Below are 16,630 nucleotides of genomic sequence, written 5' to 3'. Positions count from 1 at the left end.
TTCACTGAAACCTGTGGATGTCCGAGCGATTCCAGTTCATCCACGCCCATTCCGTCTCCGCATCGTAAGCCGTCGGGTGCCCGATCTCGATCGGACGAAGTCGATCGTATGCGGGACTGTCGGGATGCGCGGTGAAGGTCGAGCCGACGTAGCGTGAACCGTCGTCCGGGCTCAGGAAGACGATCGGCGTATCCGGACATCTGTCGCGCACGGATCGGACGACCGCGTAGGCGGCGCCGGTGGTCGGCCCGCGGAAATGTCCGGTGGACGCATAGAGCTTGCGCGTGAAATGATCGGCAAGCTCCGCGCTGACCCAATGTACTTCGTCGAACAACGCATGCTTCAGGTTTCCGGGCATGATCGTGTTGCCGAGACCACGCAGTTTGCGCGGGCCGTCGACCTGGCCGAACAGGACGCTGTTGAAGGTGTCGACGCCGACGAGCGTGCAGTCGGCGCCTGCCGCGCGCAGCGATGTCGCCATGCCGCAGCTCGAGCCGCCGGAGCCGACCGGCGCGACGAGAATCAGGCGGGGGCCGATCCGGTCCAGCAGCTCGTGGGCGATGTTGGCGTAAGCGAGCGCGTTGTTCTCGTTGTCGTACTGGCGGCACCAGAACGCCCCTTGCTCGGCATCGAGAATTTCGTGCAGTCGATCGAGTCGCGCCTTCTGGTACCCCTGGCTACCCTTTTTATCCGTGACGATTTCCACCCGACCGCCCAGCATTTCGAGCTGGCGCTTGAATGTCGGATCGATCACGGGATCGCCGATCGCCACGAAGGGGTGGTTCAAGCGGTTGCACACGATGGCCATCCCGAGCGCGAAGTTGCCGCTCGATGTTTCCACGACCGTTCCGCCCGGCTGCAGTTCGCCGCGGGCGCGTGCCGTGCTGATGATGTAGTTGGCAGGCACGATTTTCATCGCCTTGAACGACACCATGTGCAGCGAACGCTCGATTGGAAACAGCACTGCGTCCTGCATCGCGTCGAGCGACGATTCGTATTGAAGCATGTACGTTTCCTATACCGTTGTGTATTGAGTGGATTCGATTCGAAGTGCGTGCAGTCGCTTCCGTGCATAAGCGGCCGCGTCGGCCGTATCGGCTGCGTTTGCGTCGTAGAGCAAGCCGACACACGTTCCCGAATGCGTCGCGGCGAGGCCGAGCGCGCCGGTCTCGGCGCGCAGCTTGCGCAGGACAGGGATGTGCGGGTGAGGATTGAATGCCTGTGACAGCTCGCAGCTTCGCGTCGCGATCTCGCCGAGCGCGTGCAGATCCGAGGTACGGATCGCTGTTTTCATGCGCGCCAGCATGCTGCGGTATTCGTCACGCACTTCCGCGGGCGGATCGCGTTTCTTCCGGTTGAATTCGATCGTGTCGCATTCTCCGCCGCGATCCGCGCTGACGATCATGAGGGCAGGCGTCTTGCCAAGCTGCTCGTCGAGTTTTACCTCGCGGTGGTAAAACGAGACGATGCCGTCATACATCACGCCGTCCGTCGGTTCGATGAAACGGAGGATCGATTCGATCGTCTCGGGCGTCGGCGTCCGGCCATATGCCGACGCAGCGGCACGGATCGACGCGACCATATCCGCCGACGAGCTTGCCAGTCCCTTGCCGACGGCGAACATCGACTTGAAATGCAGCATGCCGCCCGGCGGCAAGTCGTGAAGCCGCAGGTAGTCCTGAACCGCGCGACACGCCTTGGTCTTGAACCCGACATCGACCGCGACATGATCCGAATGCGTGATCTCGAATTCGACAATGCTCTTCAGGTTGACCGGCAACGTGACCAGGAAGTGCCGGTCGTCCGGCAGCACGCCTTGCATCAGCTCGCCGAAGGTCCCGTGGCATTCGCCTTTGGGAAACGGTGACAGGTGTCCGTCGTTTCGTAGCGCGTCAGCTTGCTCTGAGAGAACGGCCATTTCTCCCCCTCGAAATGAAAAAAATTTTGAGTGTCGAGCTGGAAGCATAGCGACGGCAGCTCCCCATCTTCTTTGCAAAAATTGCTCACTAGTATCGAAATATTGCTCCGGAACAGGGGGGCGGGGAGGGTGCCGACGGCTTGGAAAGTAGCCTGGATTCGATCGGCCGGCCCCGCTCGCAACGTGGTGAAAAAGGCCGCCGGATTGTTGTCGCGAAAGGGTTTTCGGCTGCGTGAACGGCGCGGTATTCGGGCTCGCCGATCGGCGTGCCATTGCGTGGCGATGCGTGTCGAGTCGCGCGATCGCGCGATGGCCCGGCACTTTACGTGCGCGGTGGGGCCGGGATAGAGTATTTCCACGACGATGAGGATGTGCCGGGCAGGGAAACGCGGACCAACAGAATTGGAACCGACGTTCCCTCCTGGAGCCTGTTCCGCAGAACACGGCATCACGTGCCGCCGAAAAATCAATCGCGGCTTCTCCGAATTAAATGGAATCGATGGAATTCGAACGCTCGGTTCGAAAGCTGCTCCATTGATTTGTCATCCTTATCAAGTTTGAAAATCAATCAGACTATCCGGGAAACGTGAAATGGAAACGATGTTCGCTGGCCGGTTCATGACGTTCGACGGGCGGGACGTGAGCAGGAACATGACGCTGCGCGACGCCGTCGAATGCGTGCGCGATCGGGAAGTCGCCGCGGCACTGCTGGACGTGGTTGCGCCCGCCGACATCGATACGTGGTGGAACGATCGCGGCTTTCCCGATATGCGCGGCCACCAGTACCATCGCGCCCTGAATGCGACGGGCATCACGCTCGGCCAGTTGCAACGTTCAGGATCCGAAGCGCTGGTCAGCAATATTGCCGAGTATTTCGGGCACGCCGGCGTGGCGAATCTTCACATGCGCGAGACGCATTTCATTCAGCTGTTCATCAAGGAGTTGGGTGCGGAAACCCTGCGATTCGGCAACTGGAGTCAGTTCATGCTGGCCACGAAGCGTGAATATCCTCCCTTCGAAGGGGATCCGTTCAGCTTTGCGCCGCATTGCGATTGCATCGACTTCGGGCGCGAGGTGGAGCGTTGGCCATTTCGACTCAATCTCGAGCAGCTGGGTGCATTCATCACGATCCAGAAGGCCGAGAACGAAGCGGGCTTCGTTCTGTGGAACATCCGCCCGGAATCGCGTCGTCAGCTCGACCAGTGGGCCGAGGAGTATGCGCAGCACAAGACGCTGGGCGTGCTCGAGGGCGTCGATGCGCTGACCGTGCGGCCGAAGAGTGGCCAGCTCTGCGTCTTCAACAGCCGCAATCTGCATGCGGTCGAGCGATGCTCGTCGCTGCGTCGCACGATCGGTACGTTCCTGGTGTATCACGAGGCAGGCTGGAAATTGCTGCACTAGTCAGGCCGACGCGCATCGTGTTCAGCCGATGGTCGTACGAGGCATCCCATTTCATTCGCAAACCCAGCATATGTACGAATCGTTCGTGACGGCGTCTGACGGAAAGCGGCTGCGAGTATTTCGCGGGGATTGGCGTGAAGCGAAACCGTTCTTGACGCTGATACTACCGTTCGGGCTTCGCCTCGATGCGGCCGGAACACTGTGCGCGATGCTGTCGGGCGAATTCAACGTGGTGACCTGGCAAGGTCGCTCGCTATGCGACCAGCCGCCCTCCGCGCACGAAAGCGGGATGACACCCGAAGTCCATGTTCAGGACATGTGCTCGGTGCTGGACGCGTTGGGCGTACGCAAGACGGATGTGGTCGGATTCTGTTCGGGTGCCGGCATCGCACTCGTCGCTGCGCGCATCGAAGGGCATCGAATCGATCGTCTCGCGCTGGTTTGCGGAGAGTACATGCTGAGTCCCGCGGTCTGCCCTCAATCGAATTTTCAGCGGGAAGTGGACAGTCTGCTGCCGTTGGCGGCGGAAAGCCTGAACTATGCGGCCGCGTTGTGCGAGAAGCTCACGGCGAGCCGGGTAGGGGTTCCCGCCAAGACCGAGTTCGATGAAGAAGTTCTCGTGCCGTTTTCATCGGCCGCTCGCCTGCATCGCCACGGGCTGAACTACCTGTCGTATCGCGGCACCGACTTCATGACGCTCGCCGGCGAAGTCCCGCACCGCACGCGCGTGATTTCGACCGATGGCGACGAGCAGGTCTGCCCTGCCAGCTCGCGGGTCATTGCCGCGCTGTTGCGCAATGCCGAGCGACATGTCGTGGTGCCGGGAGACCACTACGAAATTCTGCGCGAAAAGAACGCCGTCAACGATTCGATCATCGAGTTCTTCGGTCGCCGGGAGGCCGTATGACGGCATGCACCGTGGTTCGCGTCGGGCCGTCTTGCCGCCCGGAGACGAGCGTCTGCCTTGTGTCGACCTGGAGCCGGCGATGAGCATACTCGAGCGATTCGGACAGGTGGTCCGGCTTCATGCGACGCACACGGCGCTTGCCGCGCGAAGCGCGCGTTACACCTACGATCAGCTTGACGCGCTGTCCGATCGGTTGGCGGCCTGTCTCGACGGATTCGACGTGGCCGCCGGTTCGCCGGTCGTGCTGCTTCTGCCGCGCTCGCCCGGTGCGGTGATCGCGATGATCGGGGTGTTGAAGATCGGCGCCTATTACGTTCCGGTCGATCCGGCCGGTCCGACCGCGATAGTGAACGAGCATCTGCGGGAGCTCGGCGCGCGCGTCGTACTGACCTTGCCCGAATACGCCGCGCATCTGCAGCTCGATCCGGATCTCGAAGGCATCGTGCTCGTCGAGGTCGGTCGGGACGGGGTGTTGTGGACCCGGCATGACGTTCTCGACAGGCGTGCATGTTCGCGGGCGGTGGCGCCGGATTCGCCCGCCTACGCAATGTTTACCTCCGGCAGCACGGGCAGGCCGAAGGGCGTGCTCGTGCCGCATCAGGCGATCCGGCGGCTGGTCGTCGAGACGAACTACATCGAGCTGAATGCGCAAGATCGTGTGCTGCAAATGGCGCCGATTACGTTCGATGCGTCGACTTTCGAAATATGGGGCGCGTTGCTCAACGGTGCGACCTTGGTGGTCGAGGAATCGCCGGTGCTGGATCTGAATGCCATGGGCTGTCTCGTACGCGAAGAACAGGTCACGGTCATGTGGTTGACGGCTGCACTTTTCCATCTCGTGGTTCGCAACCGCCTCCCGTTGATGGCGGGGCTTCGCGTGCTGCTGGCGGGCGGCGACGTGCTTCAGCCGGAGTCGGTCAGAACCGTGCTTTCCGCGTTCCCGTCGCTCACCGTGATCAATGGGTACGGGCCGACCGAAAACACGACCTTTACCTGCTGTCATGCGATGACGGCGGCTACGCCACCGGGCGCAACGGTACCCATCGGCAAGCCGATCACGGGTACCACCGTACGCGTACTCGACGAGAACGGGCGGCCGGTACGCCGAGGCGAGGCGGGCGTGCTGTATGCGGGCGGGATCGGCCTCGCGCTCGGCTATCTGAACGATCCGGAACGGACCCGTGCCGCTTTCGTCGACGATCCCGACGGTCAGGATCGGAAACTGTATCGGACGGGTGATCTCGTGCGCGAACGTGACGACGGTACCTACGAATTCATCGGTCGTCTCGACAGGCAGGTGAAGATCCGCGGGTATCGCGTCTCGGTGGAACAGGTGCAGCAGGTGCTCGCGATGGCCGACGGTGTCGAGGACGCGATCGTCGAGGTCGGCCAGGACGAGCTGGGGGAGAAGCGGCTCGTCGCATTCGTACAGTCGCCCGGGGATCCTGCCAAGGTCCGGGCGGCGGTCCGACAGTACCTTCGGCAGCGTCTGGCGGGTTACATGATCCCCGACGTGATTGAAGTGCAAGCGGCGCTGCCGTTGACTGCCAACGGCAAGGTCAACAGGAAGCGTCTGATGAGTTCGCGGGAGACCCGCAACACTGGAGAGGAGCATGAGCGAATCGCTGCAGTTCAAGGAGCCCATTCGGAAACGGCTGGCGGGGTTGTTGAAGGATCGTGAGGTCGGCGACGACGACGATTTTTTTGATCTCGGCGCAAGTTCGCTGTCGATCGTCGAACTGCAAGTCAAGATCGAAGCGGATCTGGGGGTGACCGTACCCACGGCCAAGCTGATGCTGACGCCGACGCTGGCCGGCTGGGCCGAGCTTTATCGCGCGGCGGCCGTCGCTGCGACGGCCGTCGAGAAATAGCACGAAGTGACTCAATCAAGAGGACCGACATGACGCAGTTTTCATTGACTCCGGACGAACTCGCTCAATTCCGCGCACAGGGCTTCTTCGGGCCGTTTCGCGTGTACTCGCCCGAGGAGGCGCGCAAACGCTACAGGGCAATCCGGGCCGAGCTGTTCGACAGGGAATACGCGATTTACGACCTGCCGGCAACCAGCCCCATCGCCAATTACGATCGTCACCTGGACGTGAACCTGCTCAGCGAGCATATCGGCAAGCATGAGATCGTCGATCGCGTGGCGGGCATGCTGGGCCCGGACCTGCTGTGCTGGCGATCGGAGATGTTTCCGAAGTATCCGGGCGACGAGGGTACGGACTGGCATCAGGCCGACACGTTCGCGCATGCGTCGGGCGAACCGCAGATCGTCTGGCCCGGGGACAGCCGGTTCGGCGGTGCCATTACCGCATGGACGGCATTTACCGACGCGACCGAGGAGAACGGTTGCCTTCGCTTCATCCCCGGCACGCACGAGGAGATGTTCTACGACGAGTCGAAGAAGATGGCCTACGACTCGTCGAAGATCAATAACCAGGAAAAGGACGGGATCAAGCGCGGCTTTTTCGGTTACGACTACCGCACCCTTCAGAAGGATCCGTCGTGGAAGCCGGACGAATCGCAGGCGGTGTCGATCAAGATGCAGGCAGGCGAGTGCGTGATCTTCTGGTCTACGCTGATGCATTCGTCGTTTCCAAATTCGACGACCGACACGACGCGACTTGGATACGCGAGCCGTTACGTTCCGACCGGTGTGAAGGTGTATCCGAATACGGATGTCGTTGAGGAGTACGGCAGTTCCATCTCGCTCGACAAATACGGCGTGGTCCTGGTGTCGGGGGAGGACCACTACGGGCATAACAAGCGTGTCCATAACAATGCGAGAGGGCAGGTGTTCGCCTTCGAGGGTCGCGGCTGACGGCCCGGCACGGGAAATATCCGGAGCGCCGCATCCTGCGGGATGGCAAGGACGGCGGCGTTCCGATCAATGCGACGGAGTGGACATGCAGACAACCAGGGCACTCGTGAAGCGCCTTTTTTCCGAATCGCTCGGTATCGAGCACATCGCTTCCGATGCGGATTTCTTTGTGCTGGGAGGCGGATCGCTGGCAGCGGCGGTGCTGGTGACGAAGGTCGAGCAGGCATGCGGCATCGAAGTATCGCTGCTGGACTTCATGAACCATTCGACGATCGATGGCTTCGCCGGTATCGTCGAACAGCGCCTGAGCAGCGTCGCATGAGCCACGCTACCTGCTCGCCGGCCCTCACGGACGGAATGCGCGGCGCGGTCGATGCGGACGACGTCGAGATACATTACCTGAAGCGAGGCAGCGGCCCGTTGGTCATATGCTCGCATGGCTTTCCCGACAATGCCTTCACTTTCCTGCCGCTGGTCGACGCACTGGCGGAAGCCGGCTTTACCGCGGTCGCTCCGTACCTGCGCGGGTATGCGCCGTCGGGCGCAGCGCCGGTGGATCAGTACCACACCTGCTATATGGCCGGCGACCTGATCGCGCTGATCGACGGGCTTGGCTTCGAGCACGCGATTCTGGTCGGACACGACTGGGGCGCGCAGGCGTCCATCGCGGCCTCGATCCTGTTTCCGGGGCGCGTGACGAAGCTCGTCGCGCTGGGTTGGAGTCGTCCCGATGCCGCGCAGCGATTGCACTACGAATACCTGAAGGGAATCTGGCATACGTTCTTCTTCCAGTCGCCGTCGGCCGAGCAGGTACTGGCCCATGACGATTTCGCCTTCATCGAAGCGTGGTGGCGTGATGCTTCCCGCAACTGGGACGTGCCGCGAGACACGATCGAATCGGTGAAGCGCACGTTTCGCCAGCCGGGCGTGCTCGAGGCTGCGCTCGCGCAATATCGTTGCCGCCACGTCCCGTTGCGTGATCCGCGGCGTCATGCGGAGCAGGCACGCATCGCCGCCGGGCCGGTACCGGTGCCGACGCTGCTGATGCATGGCACGCACGATCGGGAAGGGCGCCTCGACGCCTTCGTCGGCGACGGCGTGCCGGGGTATTTCTCGGCGGCCCTGACACGCAAGGTCGTCGAGGGGGCAGGGCATTTCCTTCACCTTGAAAAGGCAGCCGAGGTGAATCGCTCGATCATCGACTTCATTCTGGCGCAATCATGAACCGGATTCATCTGTCGGATATCCACGTGGACGACTTCATCGAGCAGGACATCGCCCCCTGTCTCGACTACTGGTATCGCTCGCCTTCGGCCCTGATGGAGTCGATGAATGTCGATGTCGACAAGCTGCCGAGCGAGCGCCGGATGCGGGAGCTGCTGACGATTCTGGTGCGATGGAACTGCAGCGGTGCCGCACCTGCGCCGATCCTGGCGATCCGGCACATGGGCCGCGCAATCGGCGTACATGAACTGACGCATCTCAGCCCGGGATGCAGCGCCGTCATGCATGCTCATATCTGGCAGGCCCGGTATCGCGGCATCGGCATCGGGTCGGTTTCGTATCCGGCGGCCATGCGCATTTTCTTCGAAAGATTCTCGCTGAAATGCATCCGCTTCGAAACGCCGATCGACAATCTCTCGGCGCAAAGCGTCAAGCGCAAGCTCGGGATCGAGCCGCAGGGTGAAGGCACCATCGATATGCCAATGCTTCGGACTCCGGTAAAAACGATCAGCTATCGCGTGCTGCGGAAAGAGCTGGAAGAAATCGAGAAATTCGTCAACCCGATCGCAGGTTGACCGCGATTCACGATCAACGCCCGCTGCCTCCCGGCAGCCATTGCAATCCTATCCGTCACGAGGCACTTCATGTCGTTTGCTCTTTCATCAGGGATCGACCAATTCAAACCACTGGCGGTCGCTGCGTATATTCTCGCGTTGTCGATTACGCCGGGCCCGAACAACGTCATGCTTGCTGCGTCGGGGGCGAACTTCGGATTCGTGCGCACGTTGCCCCATCTGCTGGGCATTACGGTGGGCGCGACCGTTCTGGTGATGCTGAGCGCAACGGGGCTCGGGGTCGTCTTCATCGAGTATCCGGCGGCGAGGCTGGCGTTGTTCGTGATTGGCGCGCTCTACCTGGCGTACCTCGCCTACAAGATTGCGAACGCCGGGCGTCCCGCCGCGAAAGAGGCGGAAACGAAGCCGTTTTCGTTCGTTCAGGCCGCCATGTTCCAGTTCGTCAATCCCAAGACCTGGCTCATGGCCGCGAACCTGATCGTTCTGTTCTCGGTCGATGGCCAGGGATTCGTTTCATCAGTGATCGGCATCTGCATCCTGATGATCGTGATCAATTTCCCGGCGGTGTCGGTGTGGGCGGCGCTGGGCGTCGGCATGCAGACCCTGTTGCAGACCGAACGCGCGCGCGTGATCTACAACCGCACGATGGCGCTGCTGCTGCTGGCGTGCGTGCCGTTGCTGTTCTGGAAATAAGCTCGATCGAGCGCATTCGCCATGCCGGAAATCGTCAAGTCGAGCCGCGGTCTCGTGTCTTTTTCCGCGAACGGGAAACCTGACGCGCGGATTTATTGCCTGCCCTACGCGGGCGGCAGCGCCTCTATTTTTGCCGGTTGGCGGCAGGCGCTGCCGGCGAACCTCGAAGTGTGCGCGATCGAGTTGCCCGGGCGGGGGGGCCGGTTTTCCGAACCCGCGCTGACGCACATGGATGCCGTCGTCGATGAACTGGTTCGTGTCGTCGGCGACCGCGCGGACGTTCCTTTCGCGCTGTTCGGCCACAGCATGGGGGCCGTCATCGCGGTCGAGCTGGCACGTCGGCTCGTCGACCTGGGACGTCGTCCGACTGCACTCGTCGCGTCCGCATGTGCCGCGCCGCACCTGCCGCTGCGCCGCGAGCACGTGCTGCACGTCCTTCCGCGCGATGCGTTGATCGACGCGTTGATACGTCTCAACGGGTTGCCGGCCGTCGCGCTCGAGCGGAGGGACTTCATCGACACCTTCATGCCGACCATCCGTGCCGATCTGCAGTGTCGGGAAACATGGCGCAGTACGCCGCGCGACCTGGGCATACCGGTCCACGTGCTCGCCGGGAAGGACGACGAACTGGTGTCGGAAGCGGATGCGCTGGCGTGGCAGGTATTCACGTCGACGCAATTTTCGATCACGCGCTTCGACGGTGGGCATTTTTTCATTCAATCGGCAATGCAGGCCGTACTGGATCACCTGGCCACGATCGTCCTGCGGTCGCTGCAGCCTTGTCACGGCAGCCCGGCTTCGCCCGCACGCGTCACGTGCGCCCTCAATCACGACAGAGGCATGAAGTGACTCACTTTGAAAACTGGCAGATCAGGAAACCCGTGGTTTCGGCTTCCGGCGGCATCGTTGTCAGTCAGCACTACAAGGCATCACGCATCGGGGCAGCGGTGCTGGAGGAGGGCGGAAACGCCATCGACGCGGCGATCGCCGCGAGCTTTGCAATCGGTGTGCTTGAACCCTGGCAAAGCGGCTTGGGCGGCGTGGGGCATATGGTCGTCGCGCCGGCCGACGGAACCGCATTCAACATCGACTTCGCGGCGAGGGCCCCGTTGGCGCTCGAGCCCGACGACTATCGCCTGACCGGAGAATCCGCACGGGGCATGTTCGGGTGGCCAGCGGTCGTCGACGATCGAAATCTCGAAGGCCCGTTTTCAATCGGCGTGCCGGGGCAGGTTGCCGGCATGACGCTGGCCCACCGTGAGTTCGGTTCGCTCCCGTGGCGGCGGCTCGTGGAGCCGGCGGTTCGCTGTGCTCGCGAGGGGCTCGAAGTCGATTGGTATCTGACCTTGAAGGTGGCGTCGGCTGCCCCGGGGCTCGCACGTTATCCGGCGAGCGCGGCATGCTATCTGCCCGGTGGGCACGTGCCCGCGTCGGACTGGTCCGGCGCCGCCCCGCCCATCATGCTCGAGCATCAGGCCGCCACGCTGGAGGCGCTTGCCGAGCGTGGCGGCGAGGATTTTTACCGCGGCGCGCTTGCCCGCCGGATCGCTGCCGATTTCGCGGCGGTGGGATCGCGCCTGTGCATCGACGATCTGGCCGCCTATGGCGCCGAGATCAAGCAGATCGAAGCACTGTGCTACCGCGATGCGGCCATCCTGACCTCATCGGAACTGACCGCGGGGCCCGCGCTGGCCTGCGCGCTATCGCTGTTCGCACGGCAACCGGCCTGCGACGGCATGGCGGTTCCGGACGCGCGATTCTTTTCGCGCATTGCCGACGCGCTGGCGCAGACCTATGCCGAGCGTATCGGCGCCGGGGCACCTACGGACGACGCACGACGCGGTACGTGCACGACGCATATCAGTGTCGTCGACCGACATGGCAACGCGGTCGCGTTGACACAGACGTTATTGTCGATGTTTGGCTCGAAAGTGACGTTGCCGCAAACCGGCATCGTCACGAACAATGCCGTCATGTGGTTCGATCCCCGGCCGGGGACAGCCAATTCGATCAGGCCCGGTGCGGTGCCGCTGTCGAACATGTGCCCGACGGTGATCCGGCGAGCGAGTGGCGACGTGCTTGCGCTGGGCGCGTCGGGTGGTCGACGGATCATGCCGGCCGTCATGCAGCTCATTACGTATCTGGTCGATTGCGGCATGTCGGTCGAGGACGCGATTCACTTTCCGCGCCTGGACGTGAGCGGCGACCCGTGGGTCACGGCCGACGAGCGTATCGAAGCATCGGTCGTGAATGCGATCGGCGCGACGCACGAGGTTCGGCGCGCGGCCAACCTGATCGCGCCGAATCTGTTCGGTTGCCCTAACGTCGTACTGCGCCATGCGGAAACCCGACAGCTGACGGGCGGTGCGTTCGTCTCGTCGCCATGGTCGGCGGCAGCGGCGGAGCGCGACACATGTCGGGACCGCCACGATCCAGTTCATGATTGATCACGCCATGCATGCAGAATTCAACTATCTGACCGGTATTTTGAACGCACCCGTCTACGACGTCGCGGTCAAGACGCCGCTCGAATGCCTGTCCCGGCTTTCCGAGCGTTTCGGCAGTCGTGTGTTGCTCAAGCGCGAGGACATGCAGCCGAGTTTCAGCTTCAAGGTGCGGGGTGCCTACACGCTGATGGCACGGCTGTCGAGCGACGCGCTCGCGCGCGGGGTGGTGACCGCTTCGGCCGGCAATCACGCGCAAGGCGTGGCGCTCGCGGCGCACACGCTGGGCTGCAAGGCCAGCGTGTTCATGCCTCACACGACGCCTGCGATCAAGGTGCAAGCCGTGAAGCGCTACGGTGCCGAGGTGGTGCTGTGCGGTGACAATTTCGACGACGCGTGCGATGCCGCGCTGTCCTGCGCGAACGATCGAAAGCGTACTTTCGTCCCACCGTTCGACCATCCTCATGTGATTGCGGGGCAGGGCACAGTCGGGATGGAGATTCTGCAGCAGACGACCCAGCTCGATGCGATTTTCGTGCCGATCGGCGGCGGAGGGCTGGCTGCCGGCATTTGCGCGTACGTCAAGCGCGTGAAGCCGCAGATCAGGATTTTCGGCGTGGAGCCGAACGATGCCGACAGCATGAGTCAGGCGCTCGCCGGCGGCGCGCCGGTGCGGCTCGCGCACGTCGGTCGCTTTTGCGACGGTGTGGCGGTACGCCAGGTCGGGGCGCACAGTTTCGCGTTGTGCAAGCAGTATCTGGACGGCATCGTGCTGGTGAACAACGACGAAGTCTGCGCGGCGATCAAGGACGTCTTCGTCGATACCCGCTCGATTCTCGAACCGTCGGGCGCACTGGCGCTCGCCGGATTGAAGGCCTGGCAGCAGCGCGAACAGCTGCAGGGGGCGACGCTGGTTGCGATTGCGTCCGGGGCCAACATGAATTTCGATCAGCTGCGCTATATCGCCGAGCGCTCGACGATCGGTGAACACCGGGAGGTGCGTCTTGCCGTATCGATCGCCGAGCGTCCCGGGAGTTTTCGCGCACTCATCGAGCAGCTCGGCGAGCGTGTCGTGACGGCATTCGACTACCGCCGCACGACCGGACGCGACGCGCAGGTTTTTGTGGGGGTGCAGACGCCGTGTGCCGAGAACGCGCAAAGCATCATTCACGACCTGGAAACGGCTGGCTACCGGGCCACGGATCTTGGCGGCAGTACGTTGTGGAAGACGTATGGGCATCAGCTCGTCGGCGCGGACGCATGGCATCTCGAGCAGGAAAGGCTCTTTCAGGTGATGTTTCCGGAGCGCCGCGGCGCGTTGCTGGAGTTCCTGCTGACACTCGACGATGCGTGGGATATCAGCCTGTTCCACTATCGTAACGAAGGGTTCGACTACGGGCGGGTGCTGATCGGGATTCGATGCGATCGCGCCGATTCGTCCCGGCTGACCCGCGCACTGGAGGCGACGAATTTCGAGTTCAGCGAACAGATCGATGCGCGACCGTATCTGGCATCGCTTCGTCATCCGGAATACTGATAAAAGGCGGCTAACACGTCGTTCGAGGCTACGTTGAATACTCACCAATTGATCACGATGTGTTTTTACGCGGCTCTGGTGCTGGTTGTCCCGGGGCCGACCAACACGTTGCTGTTTTCATCGGGCATCAGTGTCGGCTTGGCGCGAACGCTGCCGCTTGTGCTTGCCGAGGCGGCAGGCTATGTCATCGCCATCTCCGTGTGGGGATTTTCGCTACTGACGTTCGCGGTGGCGCATCCTCACGTCCTGACCGTGATCAAGGTCGCATGTTCGTCGTACCTGCTGTTGCTGGCGATCAACATGTGGACGCAGGGCCGGATGGAAGAGGACAAGCGCGCGAAGGCCGTAACGTGGCGGAACCTGTTCGTCGCCACGCTGTTGAATCCGAAGGCCTTTCTGCTGGCCAGCACGGCATTTCCATTGCAGGCGTTCCATGATGCCGGCAACGGGGTCGTGGCATTCGGTGCGTTTCTACTGGTGCTCGTGCCTATTGGGACGGGGTGGGCCAGCCTGGGGCGCGTGACGAGCGTCCTGGCATCCGGGCCGCGGCATATTACGACGCTGCTTCGTTCTGCGTCGATGCTGCTGGTGTTGTTTTCCGGAACCCTCCTGTATTCACTCGTCAAATGAGCCTCCGGTGATCGTGCTGCTCGCCATTTAGGGGGGGCGGCCTTTGCGGGTGCAGATGTCCCGGATACCCTGCCGCCCATCCGCGAGCGCTCGCGACAAGGCTTTCGACTGATGCATTGCCTCACTTTGGTATAGACGGAGCGCTGCGCCGGCGTTAGCGTGCGCGCAGTTCGCCCGCCGGCTGGATCAGCCAGGCCCTCGGTCGACATCGGGTTGGTGACATCGTCGACCTTGCGATCGAGCGCCGCACCCATTCCGGCATTGACCTCACGCCGGAAGCAATTTCCTTTTTGATGGTGCCGGCAGGCGGCAGGACGTCGAGTCCTATGGCATGTCGCAGTTGGGTGAAACAGTGCACCTGGATCCGGGCCTTTCGTTCGACCCGGTGTGTGCTGTGCAAGGTGAGTCGCGACGAATTGCGGCACCAGGGGCCACGGCATTGCCGGTTGGTGTGTCGCTTGGGTCGACTGTTTTGGAGGGGTGTAGTCGACTGCCATGACAGGATTCGCGGCGATGTGACCGTGTGCCCGCGTCCACTGCATGACGGCATGCATGCGTTGACGAGTGCGGCTGGCCGTAACAGTCTTCGTCAGCCAGATCGGGTGTAGGGCGTCTGCACAAGTAGCCCGGTCAATCGCGTCGAGCGTCCGGTTGCCGAGCCGGGGAAAGACGTCGCCTTCCAGGCTGCTGATCCAGCGGATTGCATGCTTTTTACTCGTTCACCTGGGCTCACGTTCGTCCTGGACTTGGCGGGCGGCTTGCTCGAACGCAAGGGCCGCCGCAACACTGGCGCCTCTCGATCCCGATTGCGCGGGTCGATGCGGTCTGCGCCGCTCAGTAGTCCGGTCACTTTTCCGGCGAAGCCGGGTTTGTCGGGTGGTTTGAGCGTTTTGGCTTGTTTGTCGGTTAGCATCGGTTTCAGGCCCATCACATCGCCCATCGGAAATCACTGGATAGGGTGGAATTCTGTCAGCGTAAAATGGACAGGTTGATGATGCAAATTATTGATTTGTTTAGAGATAGTTGGAATTCGATAGATGTTCTTGGACAGTAATTTGGCAGAAATGACCGAATCCGTTTCCTCGCCTCGCTTCCGTTCCAATCGTTCGTCGGCCCGTTCGCGCCCGCGCTCGGCTGCTGCCGCGGGCAGTACGTCCGCGAGGGCGACGGTGCGGTCCGGCAGTGCGCCGGCCGGCGACGCGTCGCGAGACGAACGGACGCTCGACCTGTTCGGCGATCCGGTGCTCGATCCGGGCGAGCGTGTGCCGGCCGCGGCGCGTGACGAAGCGGGCGCGCAAGCCGAGGCGGCTATCGATGTCGCGGACGATGTGGCGTCCGGGCGGCAGGCTGCGCTGGACGGGTTCAGTGCGCCGGATGGAGTCGCCGCGGCAGGGCATGTTGAAGCAGCGGAAGGTGCCGTGACGCCTGGAGACGCGACGGTGGCGCATGGCGTTTCGTCGCCTGAAGGTCGTGGTGACGCAAACGTCGACGTCGCGCCGGCTTCTGGCGCGGCTGCGATGAAGGCGGTCGATATTTCCCTGGGCGATGGCGTCGCAACGAAGGCCGCCGACGGGCCTGCGGGCGATGGCGCCGCAACGGCGGCGACCAAGCTGCAAGCAGATGAGGGTGCTGAGGTGAAGGCGACCGGATCTCAAGCGGCTGATGGCGAAGTAGAGAAGGCTGTTGCTGCTGCCGCCGTTAAATCCCGCGAAGGGCGGTCCTCCGGTGATGCCGTGAAGGAACGCCGTGCGTCGTCGGGCGGCAAACGGCGGGCGGCTGCCGGTGCGGGCGACGCGACAACGGAGCAATCCGCGCCGATCGTGACGAGCGTTGGCACGGCGGCGGAGGCGGCCGGTGCGAGCCCGGTGTCGGACACGGTGACGACGGTCGAGCCGCAAACGTCGGCGCAGCCGGCCAAGCCGGTGATTGCCGCCAACACGGCCAACACGGCCGACGCCGCGAAGGCCCGTGACGCCGCGCCGCGGGCCGACGTCACCGTATCCCCCGTTACCCAGCCGCAGGCTTCCGCTGCCTCCTTTGTCACGAAGCCGTCGGCGGAGCGCACGCAACCGGCCGCGCCGGCCTTCGATCCGGATACGCACCTGCGCCCGCTGACCGACCGGCTGGCCGCCCTGCAGGCCGATGTGGATGGCCTGACGCGCACGGCCGATCGCGAGATGCGCCGCGTCAACCGCCTGCTGCTGGCGTTGGCCGTCGTCGTGCTGGCCGGGCTCATCGCGCTGGTGATGCAGACGCGGCAGATCGCGCACCTGAAGCAGGACGTCGCGACGAAGCAGCAGCGGATCGATCGCCTCGCGGCCGATCTGTCGACGCAGCAGGCAACGCTGATGACGCTCGAGGAGCATCACGAGGCGCTTCTGTCGCAGGTCGACCGGCTTCAGCGCAACGCGAACCGCGAAGCCGCCGTTGCGAAGCGCGCTCGCCGCACGCGGTAATCGTTTCGACCCTATCCTGAG

General features: G+C 63.0%; 16 protein-coding genes and 1 pseudogene. 14 read left to right on the top strand and 3 right to left on the bottom strand.

Annotated features, from left to right (window positions below):
* Nucleotide 1: 1 nt before the first annotated feature.
* Both CFB41_RS30610 and CFB41_RS30605 read right to left on the bottom strand, forming a co-directional pair.
* The gene (locus tag CFB41_RS30610) at nucleotides 2–934 is read right to left on the bottom strand and encodes a pyridoxal-phosphate dependent enzyme (RefSeq protein ID WP_242808635.1); all 933 of its coding nucleotides are present in this window, start codon (nucleotides 932–934) and stop codon (nucleotides 2–4) included.
* Between the two features lie 81 nt (nucleotides 935–1,015).
* On the bottom strand, nucleotides 1,016–1,918 hold the full coding sequence (locus CFB41_RS30605; protein WP_089441428.1) for a GHMP kinase: 903 nt from the start codon (nucleotides 1,916–1,918) through the stop codon (nucleotides 1,016–1,018).
* Nucleotides 1,919–2,509: 591 nt separating this feature from the next.
* On the opposite strand from CFB41_RS30605, the gene CFB41_RS30600 reads away from it, so the two are divergent.
* The 13 genes from CFB41_RS30600 (at nucleotide 2,510) to CFB41_RS30540 (ending at nucleotide 14,153) form a co-directional block, all read left to right on the top strand.
* Entirely contained in the window at nucleotides 2,510–3,319 is an 810-nt protein-coding gene (locus tag CFB41_RS30600) for a hypothetical protein (protein WP_089428860.1), read from the top strand.
* Between the two features lie 70 nt (nucleotides 3,320–3,389).
* A complete protein-coding gene (locus CFB41_RS30595) occupies nucleotides 3,390–4,226 on the top strand; it encodes an alpha/beta fold hydrolase (RefSeq protein ID WP_089459170.1) in 837 nt (278 codons plus the stop codon).
* A gap of 79 nt (nucleotides 4,227–4,305) precedes the next feature.
* On the top strand, nucleotides 4,306–5,907 hold the full coding sequence (locus tag CFB41_RS30590) for an amino acid adenylation domain-containing protein (RefSeq protein ID WP_089459169.1): 1,602 nt from the start codon (nucleotides 4,306–4,308) through the stop codon (nucleotides 5,905–5,907).
* Nucleotides 5,840–6,097: an acyl carrier protein gene (locus CFB41_RS30585; protein WP_089428863.1), complete on the top strand. Its 258-nt coding sequence runs from the start codon at nucleotides 5,840–5,842 to the stop codon at nucleotides 6,095–6,097. Before CFB41_RS30590 ends, CFB41_RS30585 begins: the two co-directional genes overlap by 68 nt.
* 29 nt (nucleotides 6,098–6,126) lie before the next feature.
* Nucleotides 6,127–7,050, top strand: a complete 924-nt coding sequence (locus tag CFB41_RS30580) for a chlorinating enzyme (protein ID WP_089459168.1) — start codon at nucleotides 6,127–6,129, stop codon at nucleotides 7,048–7,050.
* Between the two features lie 106 nt (nucleotides 7,051–7,156).
* Nucleotides 7,157–7,372 carry a phosphopantetheine-binding protein gene (locus CFB41_RS30575; protein WP_242808564.1) on the top strand — a complete coding sequence of 72 codons (216 nt, stop codon included), beginning with the start codon at nucleotides 7,157–7,159 and terminating at the stop codon, nucleotides 7,370–7,372.
* 35 nt (nucleotides 7,373–7,407) lie between these two features.
* Nucleotides 7,408–8,274 (top strand): alpha/beta fold hydrolase, encoded by an 867-nt coding sequence (locus CFB41_RS30570; RefSeq protein ID WP_256941298.1) that lies wholly within the window; start codon nucleotides 7,408–7,410, stop codon nucleotides 8,272–8,274.
* Nucleotides 8,271–8,849 (top strand): GNAT family protein, encoded by a 579-nt coding sequence (locus CFB41_RS30565; protein ID WP_089441432.1) that lies wholly within the window; start codon nucleotides 8,271–8,273, stop codon nucleotides 8,847–8,849. The genes CFB41_RS30570 and CFB41_RS30565 overlap by 4 nt, the downstream gene beginning before the upstream one ends.
* A gap of 69 nt (nucleotides 8,850–8,918) precedes the next feature.
* On the top strand, nucleotides 8,919–9,542 hold the full coding sequence (locus CFB41_RS30560; RefSeq protein ID WP_089428868.1) for a LysE family translocator: 624 nt from the start codon (nucleotides 8,919–8,921) through the stop codon (nucleotides 9,540–9,542).
* Between the two features lie 21 nt (nucleotides 9,543–9,563).
* Complete coding sequence (locus tag CFB41_RS30555; protein ID WP_089459166.1) at nucleotides 9,564–10,391, top strand: thioesterase II family protein; 828 nt, start codon at nucleotides 9,564–9,566, stop codon at nucleotides 10,389–10,391.
* Nucleotides 10,388–11,989: a gamma-glutamyltransferase family protein gene (locus tag CFB41_RS30550; protein ID WP_089459165.1), complete on the top strand. Its 1,602-nt coding sequence runs from the start codon at nucleotides 10,388–10,390 to the stop codon at nucleotides 11,987–11,989. The genes CFB41_RS30555 and CFB41_RS30550 overlap by 4 nt, the downstream gene beginning before the upstream one ends.
* Nucleotides 11,990–11,996: 7 nt before the next feature.
* Complete coding sequence (gene ilvA, locus CFB41_RS30545; RefSeq protein WP_089459164.1) at nucleotides 11,997–13,523, top strand: threonine ammonia-lyase, biosynthetic; 1,527 nt, start codon at nucleotides 11,997–11,999, stop codon at nucleotides 13,521–13,523.
* A gap of 57 nt (nucleotides 13,524–13,580) precedes the next feature.
* A complete protein-coding gene (locus tag CFB41_RS30540) occupies nucleotides 13,581–14,153 on the top strand; it encodes a LysE family translocator (protein WP_179250251.1) in 573 nt (190 codons plus the stop codon).
* Nucleotides 14,154–14,656: 503 nt separating this feature from the next.
* On the opposite strand, the pseudogene CFB41_RS39015 reads toward CFB41_RS30540, so the two are convergent.
* Nucleotides 14,657–14,857 (bottom strand): annotated as a pseudogene (locus CFB41_RS39015) (integrase); the annotation flags it as partial.
* 360 nt (nucleotides 14,858–15,217) lie between these two features.
* Here CFB41_RS39015 and CFB41_RS30535 point away from each other — a divergent pair.
* Nucleotides 15,218–16,609: a flagellar hook-length control protein FliK gene (locus CFB41_RS30535; RefSeq protein ID WP_089459163.1), complete on the top strand. Its 1,392-nt coding sequence runs from the start codon at nucleotides 15,218–15,220 to the stop codon at nucleotides 16,607–16,609.
* The last annotated feature ends 21 nt before the right edge of the window (nucleotides 16,610–16,630 follow it).

The sequence above is a fragment of the Burkholderia sp. AU33803 genome, from assembly GCF_002223095.1.
Lineage (GTDB): Bacteria > Pseudomonadota > Gammaproteobacteria > Burkholderiales > Burkholderiaceae > Burkholderia.
This window is presented reverse-complemented; position numbering and strand designations above follow the sequence as displayed.

Coding starts and splice junctions, on each gene's coding strand:
- CFB41_RS30610 (WP_242808635.1), bottom strand. CDS start 934: ATGGTGTCGTTCAAGGCGATGAAAATCGTGCCTGCCAACTACATCATC.
- CFB41_RS30605 (WP_089441428.1), bottom strand. CDS start 1,918: ATGGCCGTTCTCTCAGAGCAAGCTGACGCGCTACGAAACGACGGACAC.
- CFB41_RS30600 (WP_089428860.1), top strand. CDS start 2,510: ATGGAAACGATGTTCGCTGGCCGGTTCATGACGTTCGACGGGCGGGAC.
- CFB41_RS30595 (WP_089459170.1), top strand. CDS start 3,390: ATGTACGAATCGTTCGTGACGGCGTCTGACGGAAAGCGGCTGCGAGTA.
- CFB41_RS30590 (WP_089459169.1), top strand. CDS start 4,306: ATGAGCATACTCGAGCGATTCGGACAGGTGGTCCGGCTTCATGCGACG.
- CFB41_RS30585 (WP_089428863.1), top strand. CDS start 5,840: ATGAGCGAATCGCTGCAGTTCAAGGAGCCCATTCGGAAACGGCTGGCG.
- CFB41_RS30580 (WP_089459168.1), top strand. CDS start 6,127: ATGACGCAGTTTTCATTGACTCCGGACGAACTCGCTCAATTCCGCGCA.
- CFB41_RS30570 (WP_256941298.1), top strand. CDS start 7,408: ATGCGCGGCGCGGTCGATGCGGACGACGTCGAGATACATTACCTGAAG.
- CFB41_RS30565 (WP_089441432.1), top strand. CDS start 8,271: ATGAACCGGATTCATCTGTCGGATATCCACGTGGACGACTTCATCGAG.
- CFB41_RS30560 (WP_089428868.1), top strand. CDS start 8,919: ATGTCGTTTGCTCTTTCATCAGGGATCGACCAATTCAAACCACTGGCG.
- CFB41_RS30555 (WP_089459166.1), top strand. CDS start 9,564: ATGCCGGAAATCGTCAAGTCGAGCCGCGGTCTCGTGTCTTTTTCCGCG.
- ilvA (WP_089459164.1), top strand. CDS start 11,997: ATGCATGCAGAATTCAACTATCTGACCGGTATTTTGAACGCACCCGTC.
- CFB41_RS30540 (WP_179250251.1), top strand. CDS start 13,581: ATGTGTTTTTACGCGGCTCTGGTGCTGGTTGTCCCGGGGCCGACCAAC.
- CFB41_RS30535 (WP_089459163.1), top strand. CDS start 15,218: ATGACCGAATCCGTTTCCTCGCCTCGCTTCCGTTCCAATCGTTCGTCG.